This is a genomic window from Ruegeria sp. AO1, assembly GCF_056535985.1.
The window spans coordinates 116,802-134,367 of sequence record NZ_JBQFJC010000001.1; the positions used below are offsets into that span (position 1 = coordinate 116,802).

At 59.1% G+C, this 17,566-nt stretch carries 19 protein-coding genes; 6 read left to right on the plus strand and 13 right to left on the minus strand.

From position 1 onward, the window contains the following. Nucleotides 1–14 precede the first annotated feature (14 nt). Genes ACR3FB_RS00655 through ACR3FB_RS00665 form a run of 3 tightly spaced genes read left to right on the plus strand, consistent with a single transcriptional unit; the run spans nt 15 to nt 3,353 of the window. Nucleotides 15–1,247, plus strand: coding sequence for an amino acid ABC transporter permease (locus ACR3FB_RS00655; protein WP_170375961.1), 1,233 nt, complete (start codon nt 15–17; stop codon nt 1,245–1,247). Nucleotides 1,248–1,250: 3 nt separating this feature from the next. After that, on the plus strand, nt 1,251–2,549 hold the full coding sequence (locus tag ACR3FB_RS00660) for an amino acid ABC transporter permease (RefSeq protein ID WP_170662995.1): 1,299 nt from the start codon (nt 1,251–1,253) through the stop codon (nt 2,547–2,549). Between the two features lie 12 nt (nt 2,550–2,561). Then, a complete protein-coding gene (locus tag ACR3FB_RS00665; RefSeq protein ID WP_170528808.1) occupies nt 2,562–3,353 on the plus strand; it encodes an amino acid ABC transporter ATP-binding protein in 792 nt (263 codons plus the stop codon). Nucleotides 3,354–3,399: 46 nt separating this feature from the next. Here ACR3FB_RS00665 and ACR3FB_RS00670 read toward each other — a convergent pair whose 3' ends face one another. The 10 genes from ACR3FB_RS00670 to ttcA form a co-directional block, all read right to left on the minus strand. Further along, nucleotides 3,400–3,897 (minus strand): SixA phosphatase family protein, encoded by a 498-nt coding sequence (locus ACR3FB_RS00670; protein ID WP_480563337.1) that lies wholly within the window; start codon nt 3,895–3,897, stop codon nt 3,400–3,402. Then, entirely contained in the window at nt 3,894–4,568 is a 675-nt protein-coding gene (locus ACR3FB_RS00675) for a ferredoxin (protein WP_480563339.1), read from the minus strand. Before ACR3FB_RS00675 ends, ACR3FB_RS00670 begins: the two co-directional genes overlap by 4 nt. An 18-nt stretch (nt 4,569–4,586) precedes the next feature. Next, nucleotides 4,587–5,450, minus strand: coding sequence for an acetylglutamate kinase (gene argB / locus ACR3FB_RS00680; protein WP_170375950.1), 864 nt, complete (start codon nt 5,448–5,450; stop codon nt 4,587–4,589). Between the two features lie 115 nt (nt 5,451–5,565). Further along, nucleotides 5,566–6,969 (minus strand): PepSY-associated TM helix domain-containing protein, encoded by a 1,404-nt coding sequence (locus ACR3FB_RS00685; protein ID WP_480563340.1) that lies wholly within the window; start codon nt 6,967–6,969, stop codon nt 5,566–5,568. A 69-nt stretch (nt 6,970–7,038) separates the two neighbouring features. Further along, complete coding sequence (locus ACR3FB_RS00690; protein ID WP_480563342.1) at nt 7,039–7,407, minus strand: DUF2946 domain-containing protein; 369 nt, start codon at nt 7,405–7,407, stop codon at nt 7,039–7,041. Beyond that, nucleotides 7,404–8,057 (minus strand): ribosome biogenesis GTP-binding protein YihA/YsxC, encoded by a 654-nt coding sequence (gene yihA, locus ACR3FB_RS00695; RefSeq protein ID WP_480563344.1) that lies wholly within the window; start codon nt 8,055–8,057, stop codon nt 7,404–7,406. The genes ACR3FB_RS00690 and yihA overlap by 4 nt, the downstream gene beginning before the upstream one ends. Next, nucleotides 8,054–8,791, minus strand: a complete 738-nt coding sequence (locus ACR3FB_RS00700; protein ID WP_480563346.1) for an MOSC domain-containing protein — start codon at nt 8,789–8,791, stop codon at nt 8,054–8,056. Before ACR3FB_RS00700 ends, yihA begins: the two co-directional genes overlap by 4 nt. Further along, the gene (yidC, locus tag ACR3FB_RS00705) at nt 8,788–10,617 is read right to left on the minus strand and encodes a membrane protein insertase YidC (RefSeq protein WP_170375940.1); all 1,830 of its coding nucleotides are present in this window, start codon (nt 10,615–10,617) and stop codon (nt 8,788–8,790) included. The genes ACR3FB_RS00700 and yidC overlap by 4 nt, the downstream gene beginning before the upstream one ends. Nucleotides 10,618–10,743: 126 nt before the next feature. Then, nucleotides 10,744–12,279, minus strand: coding sequence for a putative bifunctional diguanylate cyclase/phosphodiesterase (locus ACR3FB_RS00710; RefSeq protein WP_480563348.1), 1,536 nt, complete (start codon nt 12,277–12,279; stop codon nt 10,744–10,746). Nucleotides 12,280–12,345: 66 nt separating this feature from the next. Further along, nucleotides 12,346–13,239, minus strand: a complete 894-nt coding sequence (ttcA, locus tag ACR3FB_RS00715) for a tRNA 2-thiocytidine(32) synthetase TtcA (RefSeq protein ID WP_480563350.1) — start codon at nt 13,237–13,239, stop codon at nt 12,346–12,348. A 112-nt stretch (nt 13,240–13,351) separates the two neighbouring features. Between ttcA and ACR3FB_RS00720 the strand changes: the two genes are divergently transcribed. Further along, nucleotides 13,352–14,284, plus strand: coding sequence for an alpha/beta fold hydrolase (locus ACR3FB_RS00720; protein ID WP_480563352.1), 933 nt, complete (start codon nt 13,352–13,354; stop codon nt 14,282–14,284). Here the strand turns inward: ACR3FB_RS00720 and yidD are convergent. The 3 genes from yidD to rpmH are packed head-to-tail and all read right to left on the minus strand — an operon-like array spanning nt 14,281 to nt 15,100. Next, complete coding sequence (gene yidD / locus ACR3FB_RS00725) at nt 14,281–14,517, minus strand: membrane protein insertion efficiency factor YidD (RefSeq protein WP_425083730.1); 237 nt, start codon at nt 14,515–14,517, stop codon at nt 14,281–14,283. The genes ACR3FB_RS00720 and yidD overlap by 4 nt on opposite strands. Then, nucleotides 14,514–14,939, minus strand: coding sequence for a ribonuclease P protein component (rnpA, locus tag ACR3FB_RS00730; protein ID WP_480563354.1), 426 nt, complete (start codon nt 14,937–14,939; stop codon nt 14,514–14,516). Before rnpA ends, yidD begins: the two co-directional genes overlap by 4 nt. 26 nt (nt 14,940–14,965) lie before the next feature. Next, a complete protein-coding gene (rpmH, locus tag ACR3FB_RS00735) occupies nt 14,966–15,100 on the minus strand; it encodes a 50S ribosomal protein L34 (protein WP_005980833.1) in 135 nt (44 codons plus the stop codon). A gap of 296 nt (nt 15,101–15,396) precedes the next feature. Between rpmH and ACR3FB_RS00740 the strand changes: the two genes are divergently transcribed. Then, entirely contained in the window at nt 15,397–16,128 is a 732-nt protein-coding gene (locus ACR3FB_RS00740) for a TVP38/TMEM64 family protein (RefSeq protein WP_480563356.1), read from the plus strand. 5 nt (nt 16,129–16,133) lie between these two features. After that, on the plus strand, nt 16,134–17,552 hold the full coding sequence (locus ACR3FB_RS00745; protein ID WP_480563358.1) for a dihydrolipoyl dehydrogenase family protein: 1,419 nt from the start codon (nt 16,134–16,136) through the stop codon (nt 17,550–17,552). The last annotated feature ends 14 nt before the right edge of the window (nt 17,553–17,566 follow it).

The following is a 17,566-nucleotide window of genomic DNA, read 5'->3' on the forward strand; positions in this document are numbered from 1 at the left end:
GGGGATTCCAAAATATGTCGACTATGACTGACCCGCCGAAAGCTGATTTTCGGCTGTCGATGCTCATAAACGATACCCGCTACAGATCGCTGACCTTTCAGGTGATCGCGGCTATCGCTATTGCGCTATCCATTTGGTATCTGGGCAACAACCTGATCCAGAACCTTCGGGCCGCCGGCCTGAACATATCCTACACGTTCCTCGGCGATTCCGCCGGGTACGACATCAACCAGCGTCTGATCGAATATGACAGCCAGTCCTCGCATGGGCGGGCTGCGGTTGTGGGGCTTTTGAACACGCTTCTCGTGGCGTTTCTGGCCTGTATCACCGCAACGATATTCGGAGTGATCGCCGGGGTTCTGCGGCTCTCAAACAACTGGCTCGTCTCAAAGCTGATGGCGGTCTATGTCGAGATCTTCCGCAACATTCCGGTTCTGATCTGGATCATCATCATCTTCACGATCATGACGGCCGTTCTGCCGGGGCCGCGGGCGTTCCGCGGTGACAACCCGACGTCGAGCATGCTGTTTGATGCCTTCGCCTTCACCAACCGTGGGGTCTATATCCCCCGTCCGGAATTCGCGCATGGCCTGTTCAGTGCAACCATTCTGAACTGGCTGCTGGTGATTGCCGGTCTGGTCGGATCATGGTTCGCCTCGCGCGAGATCGAAAAGCGGGCGACCAAGAAGCAGGAAGAGACCGGTGAACGCCCCAGAACGCTGCTGGTGAAGCTGGGCGTCTGGCTGGTGCCGTTTGCGTTGCTGATGGTTCTGATGGGCCTGACTTGGGACATTCCCGCGCTGAAGGGCTTTAACTTCAGCGGAGGTATCAAGGTTGGTGGTCCTCTGATCGCTTTGTGGTTCGCTTTGTCGATCTACACTGGGGCCTTCATCGCGGAAAACGTGCGGGCCGGTATTCAGGCGATCTCAAAAGGTCAGACCGAGGCTGCGGCCGCTCTGGGTCTGCGTCAGGGTCGGATCATGAATCTGGTCATTCTGCCGCAAGCGCTGCGGGTGATTATACCGCCGCTGATTTCGCAGTATCTCAACATCACCAAAAACTCGTCTCTGGCGATTGCCGTGGGCTACGCGGATATCACCGCGACGCTGGGCGGTATCACCCTGAACCAGACCGGTCGTGCGATCGAATGTGTTCTGCTCTTGATGCTGTTCTACCTCACCGCCTCGCTGGTAATCTCGATGGTGATGAACGTCTACAACGCATCCGTCAAGTTGAAGGAGCGCTGAGCCATGGCCGATCAAACAACCAATCCGATCGCTTTCGTGGCCGAAGGTACCATCCCTCCCTCTCCGCCCCCGGCGAATGAGACGGGCGTGGTCAAATGGCTGCGTGAGAACCTGTTCTCTGGCGTTGCCAACACCATCCTGACGGTTCTGTCGCTGATCCTGATCTACATCCTTCTGAAGAACACGTTGCCGTGGATTCTGAACGGGGTGTGGAATGCGAACTCGCTGGCAGAGTGTCGAGAGATTCTGGGTGGCAAGACAGGCGCGTGTTTCGCGGTTCTGACCGAACGCTGGCCTCAGCTGATCTACGGCTTCAAATACCCGGTTGACGCGTACTGGCGCCCCAACCTGGCCTTTGTGCTGATGCTGGTGGCCTTTGCGCCGGTGCTGTTCTTCGACTTGCCGCGCAAAATGCTGATCTTCACGGCGCTCTACCCGTTCATTGCGTTCTGGCTGATCTGGGGTGGCACCATTCTGGTCCCGCTTGTGGCTCTGCTGGGTTGCGTCGCGGGCGGCGCCGTTTTCCAGAAATTCGGCAAGAACAGCTTTGCGGCCGGCTTCTTCGGGGCCATCGTTGTGGCGCTTGTCGTTTGGAATGTTGGCGGAGCGCTGATACCGGAAGGTGCTTCTGAAGACGCGATGCTTACAGCTGTTCCCAGCCGTGATCTTGGTGGCTTCATGCTGAACATGATGCTGGGTGTCACTTGTGTGTCGCTGTCGGTTCCGCTGGGCATTGCCCTGGCACTGGGCCGCCAGTCCGACATGCCGCTGATCAAATGGGTGAGCGTCATCTTCATCGAATTCATCCGTGGCGTGCCTCTGATCACGCTGCTGTTTGTGGCTTCGGTGATGCTGGCCTACTTCTTCCCGCCTGACAGCACGGTCGACCTGTTCCTGCGCGTTGTGATCATGATCACCATGTTCTCAGCCGCCTATATCGCCGAGGTGATCCGCGGCGGTCTGGCAGCGCTTCCACGTGGACAGTATGAAGCAGCAGACAGCCTTGGTCTGGATTACCCGCAGGCGATGCGTCTGATCATCCTGCCGCAGGCTCTGAAGATCTCGATCCCTGGTATCGTGAACGTGGCCGTTGGCCTGTTCAAGGACACCACACTGGTTTCGGTCATTTCGATGTTCGATCTGGTGGGCATGATCCGAGGCCCCATCCTGGCGTCAACCGAATGGAACGGCGTCTATTGGGAGCTTCTGGGCTTTGCCGCGCTTCTGTTCTTCGTCGTCTGCTACGGCATCTCTCAATATTCTCAGTGGCTCGAGCGTCGCCTTGCCACCGATCATCACTAAGGAGTTCAACACATGTCTGAACTTGCAATTGACCGCGAAATCGACCGCTCGAAGATGCAGGTGAGCGACGAGGTCGCCATCGACATTAGCGGAATGAACAAGTGGTACGGCTCGTTCCACGTGCTGCGTGACATCAATCTGACCGTCAACCAAGGCGAGCGGATTGTTATCGCGGGCCCGTCCGGCTCGGGCAAATCCACCCTGATCCGCTGCCTGAACGCGCTGGAAGAACACCAGCAGGGCAAGATCGTGGTGGACGGTATCGAACTGTCCAATGACTTGAAAAACATCGACAAGATTCGGTCCGAGGTTGGCATGGTGTTCCAGCACTTCAACCTGTTCCCGCATCTGACCATTCTGGAGAACTGCACGCTGGCCCCGATCTGGGTGCGCAAGACGCCCAAGAAAGAGGCTGAAGAGCGCGCGATGCATTTCCTTGAAAAGGTGAAGATCCCCGATCAGGCGCTGAAGTATCCCGGGCAGCTGTCCGGTGGTCAGCAGCAGCGTGTGGCGATTGCCCGATCGCTTTGCATGATGCCGCGGATTATGCTGTTCGATGAGCCGACATCGGCGCTTGACCCGGAGATGATCAAAGAGGTGCTCGACACCATGATTGAGCTGGCCGAAGAAGGTATGACCATGCTCTGTGTGACCCACGAGATGGGCTTTGCTCGTCAGGTCGCCAACCGCGTGATCTTCATGGATGCCGGCCAGATCGTGGAACAGAACGAACCGGAAGAGTTCTTCAACAACCCGAAGAGCGAACGCACCAAGCTGTTCCTCAGCCAGATCCTCGGGCACTGATCGAGATTACATCAAAGGAAAAGGCGGGGTTTTGCCCCGCCTTTTTTCATTTCAGAAGCTCGCGCGGGATCGCGAAGCCCAAGACCTTGCCGCTTTGCTTCTGGATGTCGGACCACTTGTCGATCTCAAACTGGATCACCGTTGTGGCGCAGGTCGGGTAGTCGTGGAACCGAGCGTGCTCGGGCGCGGTTTCGACAAGCTGAGCCGCGAACTGGGCAATCCCGGGATTGTGGCCCAGCATCATCACAGTTCGGCCTGTTGCCGTCTTCAACTCAGCCAGCATCGCATCAGGCCCCGCCAGATAGAGGTCATAGGCGTAGTAGGCGTTTTCAGCATTCAGACCCATATGGTCCCAAGTCTCACGCGTGCGGGCAGAGTTCGAGCTCAGAAGCTCATCCGGAACCCAGCCGTTATTCTTGAGCCAAGATCCAATCGCTGGGGCTGACGCTCGCCCACGTTTGTTCAGTGGTCGCTCATGATCACTGAGGTTGGGTTCATCCCAGCTGGACTTGGCATGGCGGGTCAGGATCAGGGTGTGTGTCATGACGGATGAAAGGCCCTCATATGATGTGCGGATTGGTCCGGGTCTCGGCCTGCGCGGGCGCTGACAGGGCAGGAGAGGCGCGCGAGGCACCCTCCGGTCATGCAGATCTGCCCTTCGGGCGTGGCGAGGTGGTTGTGGCAGGCCTCGACATTGTAGAAGCTCTGATCATTCAGCGCGCCCACAGGGCAGGTATGTGTGCAAGGCGCTGCGCATGAGGTGCATGGCGAAGGGGCGGTTGCCAGGGGTATTGGGAATTCATCGGCGAAATGAAGCGCGCCGCGCAACGAGATCATCATGCCCATCTGATCATGCACCAGCGCGCCCACAGGGCTGCTGAAGGTCCGCCCTGATTTCAATGCCCAGTCGATGAACGGCGCGTAGGGAGGGCCGCCGAAGGGAAAATGCGCCTCGGCGCCCAATTCCTGTGCCAATTGCCCAACCACACGGAGTGACAAACGATCTACCGGGTCCTTGTCCTGCCATTCCGGCGCGGCTTTCAACTGGGGCCAGAACTCGGGCCCTGTGCCCAAAAGGATCAGCGTTCCGCCATCCAGTTGTTTCGCTTGAACCTGACGCGGGTGCAGCGCGCCCATGACGATCAGCCCAACCCGCTGGGCTGCGTGTTCAACACGGTCATAGCTGTGGTGAGAGGAGGCGGGCTGTTGGGTCATATCTCCTCCGGTTTGGTATTAGTCGGGGCGTATCAGCGACCCGGCGCCGTGTTCGGTGAACAGCTCCAGCAGGACCGCGTTGGGCGCGCGCCCGTCCAGAATAACCACCGCGCGCACTCCACTATGCAGCGCATCAAGCGCGGTTTCGGTCTTGGGGATCATACCACCGGCAATGGTGCCTTCCAGAGTCATTTCGCGAATCTGACCGGCCTTCAGCTCGGTCACGACGTCGCCAGCAGCGTTCTTGACGCCCGAGACGTCCGTCAGCAGCAGCAGGCGATCCGCTTTCAGTGCCGAGGCGATAGCCCCCGCAGCGGTGTCGCCGTTGACGTTAAAGGTCTCTCCCTCGGTGCCCGCGCCTAGAGGCGCGATGACCGGGATCACGTCATGCGAGAACAGGTCGTGCAGGACCTTGGGGTCCATCTTCGACGGAGACCCTACAAAGCCCAGCGAAGGATCGGTCTGTTCGCAGGTCATCAGGTTGGCGTCCTTTCCCGACAGGCCCACAGCGGTGCCGCCCTGACGGTTGATCGCCTGCACGATCCGCTTGTTCACGAGGCCGGACAGGACCATCTCGACCACTTCGACCGTCGCTTTGTCGGTGACGCGCTTGCCGCCCACAAACTCGGACTGGATGTCCAGCTGTTTGAGCATCGCGTTGATCATCGGTCCGCCGCCATGCACGATCACCGGGTTCACACCGACCTGCCGCATCAGCACCACGTCGCGGGCAAAGCTGTCCATCGCCTCGTCGCTGCCCATGGCGTGGCCACCCAGCTTGATGACGACAATCGCGCCATCGTAGCGCTGCAAATAGGGCAAAGCGCTGTTAAGGGTTGCAGCGGTGGCGATCCAGTCCCGGTTCATGTCTCGTGTCTTCATGGCTGTCAGTCCTCTGATCCACCCTGTTAGGGCGTTTGGACCGGGCTGCCAAGACCATACCGCTGCAAATGCAGAATACGAGAGCCGCGCCGGGTTGGCGCGAACCCTGTTCAGATCAGCTCATCGCGCGTTTCATCGCGGGAATATTGCTGAGGATCAGCAGGTCGAAGGCCAGTACACCCAACAGGGTCAGCCCTACCAGCGGGAAAGCCATAGCTGTGAACAGCCCGATCAGGACCGCGCCTTTCCACAGCGGCAATTCCGCAGGCATCGGTGGAGCCGCCAGACGACGCGCCTTTTGCGGGCGGCGCTTGACCCACATCACCACGCCCGAGACGCAGACGAAGATCACCGATAGGCAGAACACCACGTTGAGAATGAAGTTCCACGTGCCCATCAACCCCATATGGAATGGGATCCCAACGGCCATGGATTTGCCCATCAGCGAATAGTCCGTATACCGTACATCGGCCAGGATTTTGCCGGTGTATTGGTCGACATGGACAGTTCGGTCGTTCACGGGATCGGTCGAGTCGCTGCTCATGCTGTCGCGGTTGAGCGTCCAGACGCCATCTTTGCCGCCCGGATAGGCCACTCGGAATCGTCCGCTCATCTCCAATGCCGTCCCCAAAGCGACTAGCGCGTCGATATCGACTAAAGTGCCCTCTGGCACGCCCTCAATGCCCGCGTCAGAGCCGGAGGAAGGCATGGGCGTTTGCTCAAGCGCCCACGGCACGTCGTTCTGATGACCGTGGTTCATGCTGGCATGGGTTTCATCCGACAAGGGAACGTTGTCCCATTTCTCGGCTGGGAAGCTGCTCCAGGGTTGAACGATCATACCGCCCCAGACCCCGGCCCAGGACAGGCCCGAGACAAGGAAGACGATCAGCAATAGCGACATCCAGAAGCCGACCACTGCGTGCAGGGACTTCCAAAACGCACGCCCTCGCGCCTTAAGATTAGGCACAAAACCCGTCATCGCATTGCCGCGCGGCAACCATAGATAGAGGCCGGTGAACACCAGAACGAGGCTCAATCCTGCCGCGATTTCAAGGATGCGGTCGCCAGTGGTGCCGATCAGAAGGGTCGAGTGGATATTGTCCGCCAGATCATACCACCCAGCACGGCGATCCCAGATTTCCAGAACCTGACCAGCGTAAGGGTCAACCGCGACCAAAAGTTGGCCTGCATCGGTTTTGATGCGGAAGACGGTGGCCAGATCCTCGGCCTTGGGGCCGATCCATTCGATGACCTGCCCGGGAACCTCGGCCAAAGCGACCTCGGCCTGTTGCGAGACGGGCAGGGCCTTGCCTTCGACCGTGACGGCGATCTTCTCGCCATCGCGCCCGTCAAACTGAGTGATAAACATCATCATCAAACCGGTGACGGCGAGGATGATTAGAAACGGGATCACGAAAATCCCGGCGTAGAAATGCCACCGCCACGCGGCGAAGTAGAATTTTTGCGCAGCTGTATTCTGCATCGGGGCTGTGCCCGAAGTTTGGCTGTCCATTGCCATTTGAAGTCTCCATATACAGACATCCCTCGCGCGCAGGTCCGCGCAGGGTCAAAACAAGGTTTCGCTGTTTCAGGAGAAGCGGGGTGGTCCCCGCGCATCGTAGCGGGCGTAAAACCCTGCACTGCGATGGGTGAAATCGGAATGATCCCAGCGCTGCTGCAATTGGAAATCCGCTGGAATGATCAACTCAAACCCGGGCAAATTGGCTTGCGCGGTGAACCCCGCAAAAGGGCACATGGAGCGCGTGTCATGTTCATCATGGATTGGATCGTCCGAGTCCAGATCGACCCATTGCTCGACCGTTCCCTCTCCGGTGCAAAGCACCAGTAGGATCTTACCGTCATTGCCTTGCGCGGGCATCCAGCCCTGCGGAATTGCACTGGTCGCGAGCAGTGCAAGCAGGGTCAGGACACCAAAGACGCGCAGGATCAGGGTCATTCCAGATGGGCGATGATCGAGCGGAGTGTTGGCACCCCATCCCCTTTGTCTGAGGAAGTCAGAACGATCTCAGGGTATGCGGCAGGATGTTTGGACAGGGCTGTACGAACTTGGTTCAGCACTTTCTCGCGGTCGTTGGCCTTCACTTTGTCGGCCTTGGTCATGACGCATTGAAAAGTCACGGCGCTGGTGTCCAGCAACTTCATGATTTCGTCATCCACGGGCTTTACCCCGTGGCGCGCATCAATCAGAACAAAGGCCCGACGCAGAGTTTGCCGGCCGCTAAGGTATTGCTTCAACAGCCGCTGCCATTTCTCAACTACCTTGACCGGAGCATTGGCGTAGCCATAGCCGGGCAGGTCCACCAAATACAGCTCGGGGCCTTGGGTGAAAAAGTTGATCTCTTGCGTGCGGCCCGGTGTATTTGAGGCGCGCGCCAGGCCCTTGGTGCCAGTCAGCGCGTTGATCAGGCTGGATTTCCCTACGTTCGAGCGTCCGGCAAAACAGACCTCAAGCCGGTCGGGGGCGGGCAGGCCGTTCATCGCGACGACGCCTTTGACGAACTCGGATTCACCTGCAAACAGCTTGCGCCCACGCTCCAGCGCGAACTCGTCAGGATCTTCGGCAAGAGGGAAGGGCAGGGTGTTCATAGCAGTTGAACCTTGTCGTCAATGCGGATTTCACCGCCTCGGATCACCTCGGCATAAACGCCGAAATCCTGATGGTCCCAACTTTTCAGGGCACCAAGCGTGTCAGCATCCCGCTCGCCCGTGTCAGGGTTGGCAGTGGTTGCCAGGCAGCGCGTGATCCGTTCGCGCACATGGAAGACGGCCTTTCCAATCTGAACTTCACGCCCGAGCCAATCGAACTCCTCCCATAGGGGCAGGCCATTGAACCAGATATTGCCGCGCCAGCGGATAGGCGACAGCTCACGACCCAGCTTCTGTTCGACCGCGCGGTGGCTGGCCATGTTGCACAGGCTGATCGAGGGGAAATCACTGTCGGTCATGCCCCGACCGGGCACACGCACGATCCGCGCCGATGCGGCGCGATCCGCAGGCATCAGCGGTTTGACCCACTCCAGAAAGATGTCTTGCTGGGTATCAGGTGCAAAGCTCAGATCCGGACGATCAGGGTGGCGCAAGGTCACGCTGTCGCCGTGGGATTCGGCCGAGATTGCCATCAGCTTGGGCGCCTTCGCGCCGCGGCTGAAATTTACGCAGGGTGCCCATTCCGAGCCGTCGGTCTTGGCAGCTTCATGCGCGACTGCCCAAACACGATCCCCGGGCATGGTCTGCCCGGGGAGTACAGTGATCTCGGTCAGGGCTTCTCGCCCATGGCTCTTGATCGGGTGCCGCCAGAGGGCTGAGACCTGCCCGCTCATTTGCCGTCCGTTTTCGGCGTGCGCTTGAAGCCGGATTTGATGTTGCCGAACACGTCCGGCTTATACCCTTGGCTGCGCATGATCAGATACTGCTGGGTGAAGGTGATGGTGTTGTTGGCAATCCAGTAAACCACCAGACCGCTGGCAAACCCGCCCAGCATGAACATGAAGACCCACGGCATCCAGGCAAAGATCATCGCCTGTGTCGGATCGGTTGGTGCCGGGTTCAGCTTTTGCTGCAGCCACATCGAGATACCCAGCAGTAGGGGCAGGATCCCGATAAAGATCAGCGCAAGGAAGCTTTCAGGCGCGGGTGCGGCCCAGGGCAGCAAGCCAAACAAGTTGTAGATCGAGGTCGGGTCCGGCGCGCTGAGGTCCTGGAACGGACCAAACCACGGGGCCTGACGCAGTTCGATGGTGACGAAAATCACCTTGTACAGCGAGAAGAAGATCGGGATCTGCATCAGGATCGGCAAACAGCCCGCAGCGGGGTTTACCTTTTCCTTCTTGTACAACTCCATCATACCCTGCTGCATCTTCTGTCGGTCGTCGCCTGCCGCCTCTTTCAGGGCCTCCATCTGCGGCTGGAGTTCCTTCATCTTCGCCATCGAGACGTAGGATTTGAACGCCAGTGGGAACAGGATCGCCTTGATAATCAGCGTCAGGCCGATAATGGACCACCCCATGTTGCCGATCAGGAGGTTGATGTTGTGCAGCAGCCAGAAAATCGGTTTCGTAAGGAAGAAGAACCAACCCCAGTCGATGCTGTCGATGAATTTCTGAACGCCCTCGGATTGGTATTCCCGAATGGCCTCCCATTCCTTCGCGCCCGCGAACAGACGGGTGCTGACCTCTTCCGTTGCACCCGGAGCCACGGTCAGGGTCGGAAGCACGGTTTCGGTCTGATAGATTTTGCGGCGCGAGTCATATTTTGCGGCCGCTTTGAAGGCAGATCCGGGCTCGGGGATCAGTGTTGTCATCCAGTAGTGATCGGTGAACCCGATCCAGCCGTCCTCTTTGACCTGATAGACCTCGGCCTGCGCGCGTTCGTTCGGGTCGATATCGAAGTCGCGGACATCGCCATAGTCGACCTCGGTCAAAGTTCCGTCGGCCATGCCGATCACGCCTTCATGCAGAATGAAGAAGTTCTTGAGGCCCGGCAGATCGCCGTCTTCGCCGATGCCATGGCGGGCCAGAATACCGTACGGGGCCATGCTGACCTCGGCGCCAGTGGCGTTTTCGACCGACTGGGTCACCGAGAACATGTAGTTTTCGTCCACCGAGACCGTGCGGCGGAAGGTCAGGCCGTTTCCGTTGTCCCACGCCAGTGTGATGGGGGTGTCTACGCCCAATGTCTCGCCCTGCTCAAGGGTCCAAAGGGTGTTGGGGCCGGGAACGTCCGTGCCGCTCACACCGGAACCGGGCGCCCAGCCATAGAGGGCGTAGTAGGCCGAATCCGACCCGACGGGGGCCAGAAGTTCGACGATCGGTGCGTCTTCCTCAAGCGAGACTTTGTAGTCCTTCAGGAAAAGCTCATCAATGCGGCCGCCCGACAGCGACAGGCTGCCTTTCAGGCGGGGCGTATCAATCGCAACGCGCGGCGCTTGCTCTTCGGGCTGAGCCTCTTCCGCGGTCGCGGTTGCCTCGCCAACCGTTCCGGTGCCGCTTGCGCTGGGCGTTTGAATCTCGGACCCTTCGGTTGCGGCGATCTCGGTCTGTTCCGTTCCGGGCGTGGGTTCCGGCGGAGGGAACAACACGAACCAGACCAGGATCACGAGAAAGCTGAGCGCGGTTGCAAGGATGAGATTCTTGTTCTGATCGTCCATCTGGGACAGCCACCTTGAGCAGTGAAAGACACCCGCAGGGTTCAATAGAGTGCAGGCCCAAAGGTCAAGCGGAATCGGCTGTAAATTCGTCGCGTCGTGGCATTCCAGGCCACTCTTTCAAAGAATTCAGCCGGTTTGGCGTCCGATTTTAGGAACCCCGTTCATCTTGCCGTTATGCGCAGCCATCCAGTCCAGCGTCTTTTCGAACGGCATTGGCTTGCCAATACCAAAGCCTTGCACGTGATCACATCCAAGCTGGGCCATCAGGGCATGTTCCCCCGGTGTCTCGACCCCTTCCGCCAGCGTCTCGAGGTTCAAACGTTCGGCCATGGTCAGGATGGCGCTGGCCATCTGTTGCTGACTGGGGTCCTGATCAGACTTGGCAACGAATGAGCGATCGATCTTGATCCGCGTGACGTTGAACCGCTTGATCGACGCGATTGAGGCATCGCCGGTGCCGAAATCATCCAGATCAATACAGCACCCCAAAGCTGCAAGGCCGGTGACATTGCGGGTGATCACATCATCGGGACGGCGGGAAAAGACGGTCTCTAACACTTCGACCGTCAGCCTGTCGGGGGTCAGGTCGAATTGATCAAGCTCCCATTTGAGGCGGTCGATCAAACTAGGTCCGCGCAGCTCATCCGAGGAGAAATTGACACCCATACGTGGCACAATAACGCCCGCCCTTTCCCAGGCCCGCATGGCGGTGAAGGCGTGGTGCCGGATGGCCTGACCCAAACGCTCCATCAAGTCGGCTTGTTCGGCGAAGGGCAGGAAGACTTGTGGGCTCAGTACACCTTTTTGCGGATGTTCCCACCGGGCCAGCGCCTCAAAACCCGTAACGCGGCCGGTATCCGTGGATACCTGTGGTTGGAACCACGGGCGGATATCGCCATGATCCAGCGCTGCCTCGAACTCCTTGCGCAGATTGCTTCGGACCAGCGACCTGCGTCGGGTCTCGGAGGAATAGGCCCGAATCGTCGAGGGCCCACTGCGCTGTGCCTCGGTCAGCGCATCGGTACTGGCAGCTTTCCAGTCCGAGACCGTATCGCCAGAGATAGTTTTGTTCAGGCTGAACCCAATCGAACAAGTCAGGTAGAGACCGATTCCATTGAGCATGATCGGCTCTTCCACCGCAGACTGGATGCGCCCGGACATCTGAATGCAGGCCTCGAGGTCTAGCTGCTGCGACGGATGCAGACCGATCATCAGGCCGTCGTCTCCGACCAACATCGCAATGTCATTGTCGCGGATCATCGAAAGAACGCAGCTGCAGAATTGCTGGTGGATGTGATCGGCGACGGCCTGACCGTGAATATCCGCAACCTCGGGAAAACCGTCGATTGCAATGGCGATGCAGGCTGTACCAGCCTCTTGCTGTTGCGCGATTTCAAGCTTTTCTGACAGGGCCAGATTGAACTGATCACTCGGCAGCACACCACCGATTGCCTGCCCTGCGCGCGTTTTCGACTGACTGTTCACAATCCCGGACACCGCAAACATCAACGGCACCCCAAGCGTCACACTGACAAGCGCGCGTTCGCCGCCCAGCCAAAAAGCCCCGAGGCTGAGCGCTGGCAGAAAGGCCAGCGCAGATGGCCCGCTGAGGGCAGAGGTCACAGGACGGAGAAAACGATCAAAATCAGGAAGTTTCCGCATAGCTATTCCGGGCCTTGGGCATCGAGCGCTCAAGGTGAACCGTAGGAAACCAGTCTGAGTCAGACGTTAACGCAACTGCGGAATTTCAGCCGAATTTTCGTCTTTTTTGCCAAGATCCAGGGAAAGTCCTGAAAAGTCGAACAATTTTGGATCCAACAAATGCGAGGGGCGGGCGTTGGTCAGGGCGCGGAACATCACCTGACGGCGACCGGGGCTGTTCTTTTCCCACTGATCGAGAATCTGTTTGACCTGCTGGCGCTGCAACCCATCCTGACTGCCACACAGATCGCAGGGAATGATCGGGTAATTCATAGCCTTGGCGAATTTCTCGCAATCGGCCTCGGCTACGTGGGCCAGTGGGCGGAAGACGAACAGGTCGCCTTCCTCATTAACCAGTTTGGGGGGCATGGTGGCCAGACGCCCGCCGTGGAACAGGTTCATGAAGAAAGTTTCCAGAATGTCATCGCGGTGATGACCCAGCACCACGGCCGAGCAGCCCTCTTCCCGCGCGATGCGATACAGGTTGCCCCGGCGCAGGCGCGAACACAGGGCGCAATAGGTCCGGCCTTGAGGGACCTTGTCCATCACAACGGAATAGGTGTCCTGATACTCGATCCGGTGGGGAACACCCATCCGCTCCAGAAATTCGGGCAGGACGGTGGCGGGAAAGCCGGGCTGCCCCTGATCCAGATTGCAGGCCAGTAAATCGACTGGCAGCAACCCGCGCCATTTCAGTTCATAGAGGACGGCAAGCAGGGTGTAGCTGTCCTTGCCGCCCGACAGGCAGACCAGCCAGCGCGGTGGTTGTCCGGCCTTGTCATGGGCGGAGGGGTCGATCATTCCGTACTGCTCGATCGCCTCACGGGTCTGGCGCACGATGCGTTTGCGCAGCTTCTTAAACTCGGTCGTCGAGGGCGCGCCAGCAAACAGCGGATGGATATCGTCGGCTTCATCAAACATAGGCCGTGATTACAGCGCAGGATGCGCGCGGGCAAGGTGTCGCGAACCGGGGCCGTTATTGGGGGATTCGCCGCCTGTGCTATGCTCTGCGGATTTACCGACGGAGCTTAAAATGGACTATTTCTTTACCGTCCGCGGACGCAGCGGCAATACCTATTCAAACAAACTGGGCAAGGCGCGCTACCTAGCAATACCGTCCAACGTAAAGACGCCAGCACGTAAACATGAAATCCGAATCTCGGACTGGCTGGACAAGGTGCAGCAGGCCGCCGGGGCGACGGATCATGAAAAGGGCCACATCGTCTTTTTCGTGCATGGCTTCAACACCGAGCAGTTCGAGATGCTGGAGCGGCACCGCAAAATCCGGAAGGGGCTCGAGGCCCATGGGTTCAAAGGTGTGATCGTCAGCTATGACTGGCCAAGCGATGGATCCGTCTTGGGTTATAGCTCGGACAGGGCCGATGCCCGGCGCTCGGCGGATAAGCTGTTCAATGACGGGATCAGACGCCTGTCCAAAATGCAGACCCCGGATTGCCCCCATAATGTTCACGTTCTGGCGCATTCCATGGGGACGTTTCTGGTGCGCGAGGCCATGGACTATGCCGATGACGACCATGAGATTGCGCAGCACAGCTGGACCACCAGCCAGATCGCCTTTGTCGCGGCGGATGTCTCAGCCAAGTCTTTTCGCGAGGGCAGCGCCAAGACCTCATCTCTGATGCGGTGTACGAGGCTGACATGCTACTACAGCCCGTTTGATGAGGTTCTATCGATCTCTGAGGTTAAGCGCGTGGGCGTTTCGCGTCGGTTGGGGCGTGTGGGTATGCCCTCGGACCACCCTGAAAAGGCGGTTAACCTGTATTGCGGCAAGTTCTTCAATGACAATCGCGCGGATTACCCGGATGGGCCATCCGCCAGCCACAGCTGGTATTTCGACTCGCCACGATTCTACGAGGATTTGCTCCACACTGTGCTGGGTAAGTTGGATCGTGAAGTCATCCCGACCCGAAGGTTCACGGACCGAGGGAATCTGGCGCTGGTCTAACCGTCTTCGGATTTTTCGGGCACCGGGTCATACCCCGTGCCGCCCAATGGGTGGCAGCGCCCGATTCTACGGGTGGCCAGCCACGCGCCTTTGATCGCGCCGTGTTTCTCTAGCGCTTCCAGCGCATAGGCCGAGCATGTTGGCTGGTAGCGACAATTGAATCCGACCCAGGGGCTGAAAATCAACCGGTATGCGCGCACGGGCAGGGCGAATATGCGCGCCAGTAGGGTCATTTGCGAGGGGCGTGGATCTTGCGCAGGGCATAGCGCAGATCGTTTAGCATGGCGTCAAACGCCCGCCCGGCGGTGACCTCGGCGCGGCCGATCAGGACATAGTCCCAGCCCTCATGCCCTTGTGTGGGCAGTACGGCGCGGGCTGCTTCACGCAGGCGGCGCTTGGCTCGGTTGCGGGCCACCGCATTGCCGACCTTTTTGGAACACGTAAACCCGACGCGAATGCCTGCGCCCTCGTCCGAAGCGCGCCTGCGGGCCTGCACCATCATCGAGGATGTGCCTTGCCGACGCGCCCTTGCCGCTTTCAGGAAATCAGAACGATTCTTGAGAATGGTCAGAGGTTTAGGCACGCAAACGGACGCCGCCGGGGGCTTGACCCTCGGTTGGTTGATACCATCCTCAGGGGCCTCCGGCGGCGTCATGTTCATAACCTGATCGGTGAGGCGGTTTACGCGCTCAGCGATTTACGGCCGCGTGCACGGCGCGCGTTCAGGATTTTGCGGCCGGCTTTGGTGGCCATGCGCGCGCGGAAACCGTGGCGGCGTTTGCGAACCAGGTTCGAAGGCTGATAGGTGCGTTTCATCGCTCCGTCTCCAATCTATAGCGGTGGGTGCGGCGCGGATTCGCCTGGCCCGAGTGTTCGAAGCCCGTCCTCTACTGCCAAGCGGGGGGTAAGTCAAACCCCAAGGCACGGGTTTTCGCGCCTTTTGCAACAATTCTGTAACCTGGCCGGTTAAAAGATTTCAGAATCCGGTTTTTTGCGCCCCGAACCCTCACATTCCCGGTCCCAGAGTTCAAGGCCGCGTGAGGGGCCTGTTGCAGGACCGTCGGGCAGCGCATGTTGAGGTCGGAATGAAACAATCAAAGCCGGACAGTAAGATGAGCGAAACGACCCAAGCACCGCGCAGCGGGTTTGCGCGCCATATTCCATTGCTTGTGATCCTGACCGTTGCCGCGGTGGGGTTCTTCACCCTTGGGGACTACCTGAGTTTTGAAACCCTGCGCGACAATCGCGAGGCCCTGTTGGCCTGGCGGGATGAGTATTACTGGGCCATGGCCGCAGCTTTCATTGGGATCTATATCGTGATCGTGGCGTTTTCCCTGCCCGGAGCAGCCGTCGCCTCGATGACCGGTGGTTTCCTGTTCGGACTGTTCGCAGGCACCGCGTTCAACGTGTTCGCAGCCACGATCGGCGCATCCGCCATCTTTCTGGCTGCGCGCTGGGGCTTGGGTGAGTCGTTGACGGCGCGCCTCGAATCCTCGGAAGGGACCATCAAGAAACTCAAGGACGGCCTGCGCGAGAATGAAATCTCGGTCCTGTTTCTGCTGCGTCTTGTGCCCGTGGTTCCGTTCTTTGTAGCCAATCTGGTCCCGGCACTGGTGGGCGTGAAGTTCCGCAACTTCCTGTTCACCACGGCGCTGGGCATCATTCCGGGCGGGATTGTCTACACCTGGATTGGTGTCGGCCTGGGTGGTGTCTTTGATCGCGGCGAAACGCCGGATGTTTCGCTGCTTTGGGAACCTTTTGTTGTCGGTCCGATCATAGGCTTGTGCGTATTGGCCGCTCTGCCCATTCTGATCAAAGCCCTGCGCGGGAAAAAGGACGCCTGAATTCCATGAAAGAGCTGAAAACAGATATCCTGGTCATCGGCGCCGGGTCGGGCGGTTTGTCGGTTGCGGCAGGGGCCGCGCAGATGGGGGCCGAGGTGATCCTGCTGGAAGGTCACAAGATGGGCGGCGATTGCCTGAACTTTGGCTGTGTCCCCTCCAAGGCCCTGATCGCCAGTGGCAAGATGGCTTATGGGCAGGCCCATTCGGCGCCCTTTGGCGTGGCCGATGTTGTACCGCAAGTGGACTATGGCGCCGCCAAGGATCATGTGCACGGAGTGATCGCTCAGATCGAGCCGATGGACAGTCAGGAACGGTTCGAAGGTTTCGGCGTCAAGGTGATCCGCGAATTTGGCACCTTCCTGTCTCCGACGCAGGTGCAGGCAGGTGAGAACGTGATCACCGCCCGGCGGGTTGTCATCGCCACCGGGTCATCGCCGCTTGTGCCGCCGATCCCGGGGCTGGACTCGGTGACGTTCTACACGAATGAAACCATCTTTGATCTGAAGGACAAGCCTGACCACCTGCTGATTATCGGCGGCGGCCCCATCGGGATGGAGATGGCGCAGGCCCATATACGGCTGGGCTGCAAGGTGACCGTGATCGAAGGCGCAAAGGCGCTGGGCAAGGATGACCCCGAGGCCGCAGCCCTTGTTCTCGAGACCCTGCGGGCCGAAGGGGTCGATATTCAGGAAGAAGCCATGGTCGCGCAAATCCGAGGCTCGGCTGGTGCGGTCGAGGTTGTCACCCAGAACGGAGACATCTTTGCCGGTACCCACCTTCTCATGGCAGCCGGACGCAAGGCAAATGTCGAACGCCTGAACCTTGAGGCCGTCGGGATTGACCGTACACGCAAGGGGATCACGGTGGATGATGCCCTGCGCACGACCAACCGCAAGGTCTATGCCATCGGCGATGTGGCGGGTGGTCTGCAATTCACCCATGTGGCGGGGTACCATGCTGGCATCATCATCCGCTCGGCCCTGTTTGGTCTGCCATCAAAGGCCAAGACAGCTCATATCCCATGGGCTACCTATACGGACCCAGAACTGGCTCAGGTCGGCCTGACCGAGGCACAAGCCCGTGAACAGCATGGTGACACGATCGAGGTCGCCCGGTTCGACTACCACCACAATGACCGAGCCATATCCGAGCGTAAGACAAAGGGCTTCATCAAGGTTATGGTCGTCAAAGGACGCCCCGTGGGCGCGACAATCGTCGGCCATCAGGCCGGAGAACTGATCAACTTGTGGTCCCTTGCGCTGGCCAATAACCTCAAGATGGGGCAGATCGCCGCGATGGTTTCGCCCTATCCGACGATCGGAGAGCTTAACAAACGTGTGGCGGGGGCTTATTTCTCGCCAAGGCTGTTTGAGAATCAGACGGTTAAACGCGTGGTCAGGTTCGTGCAACGCTGGATCCCCTGACCGGAAGAGGAGCG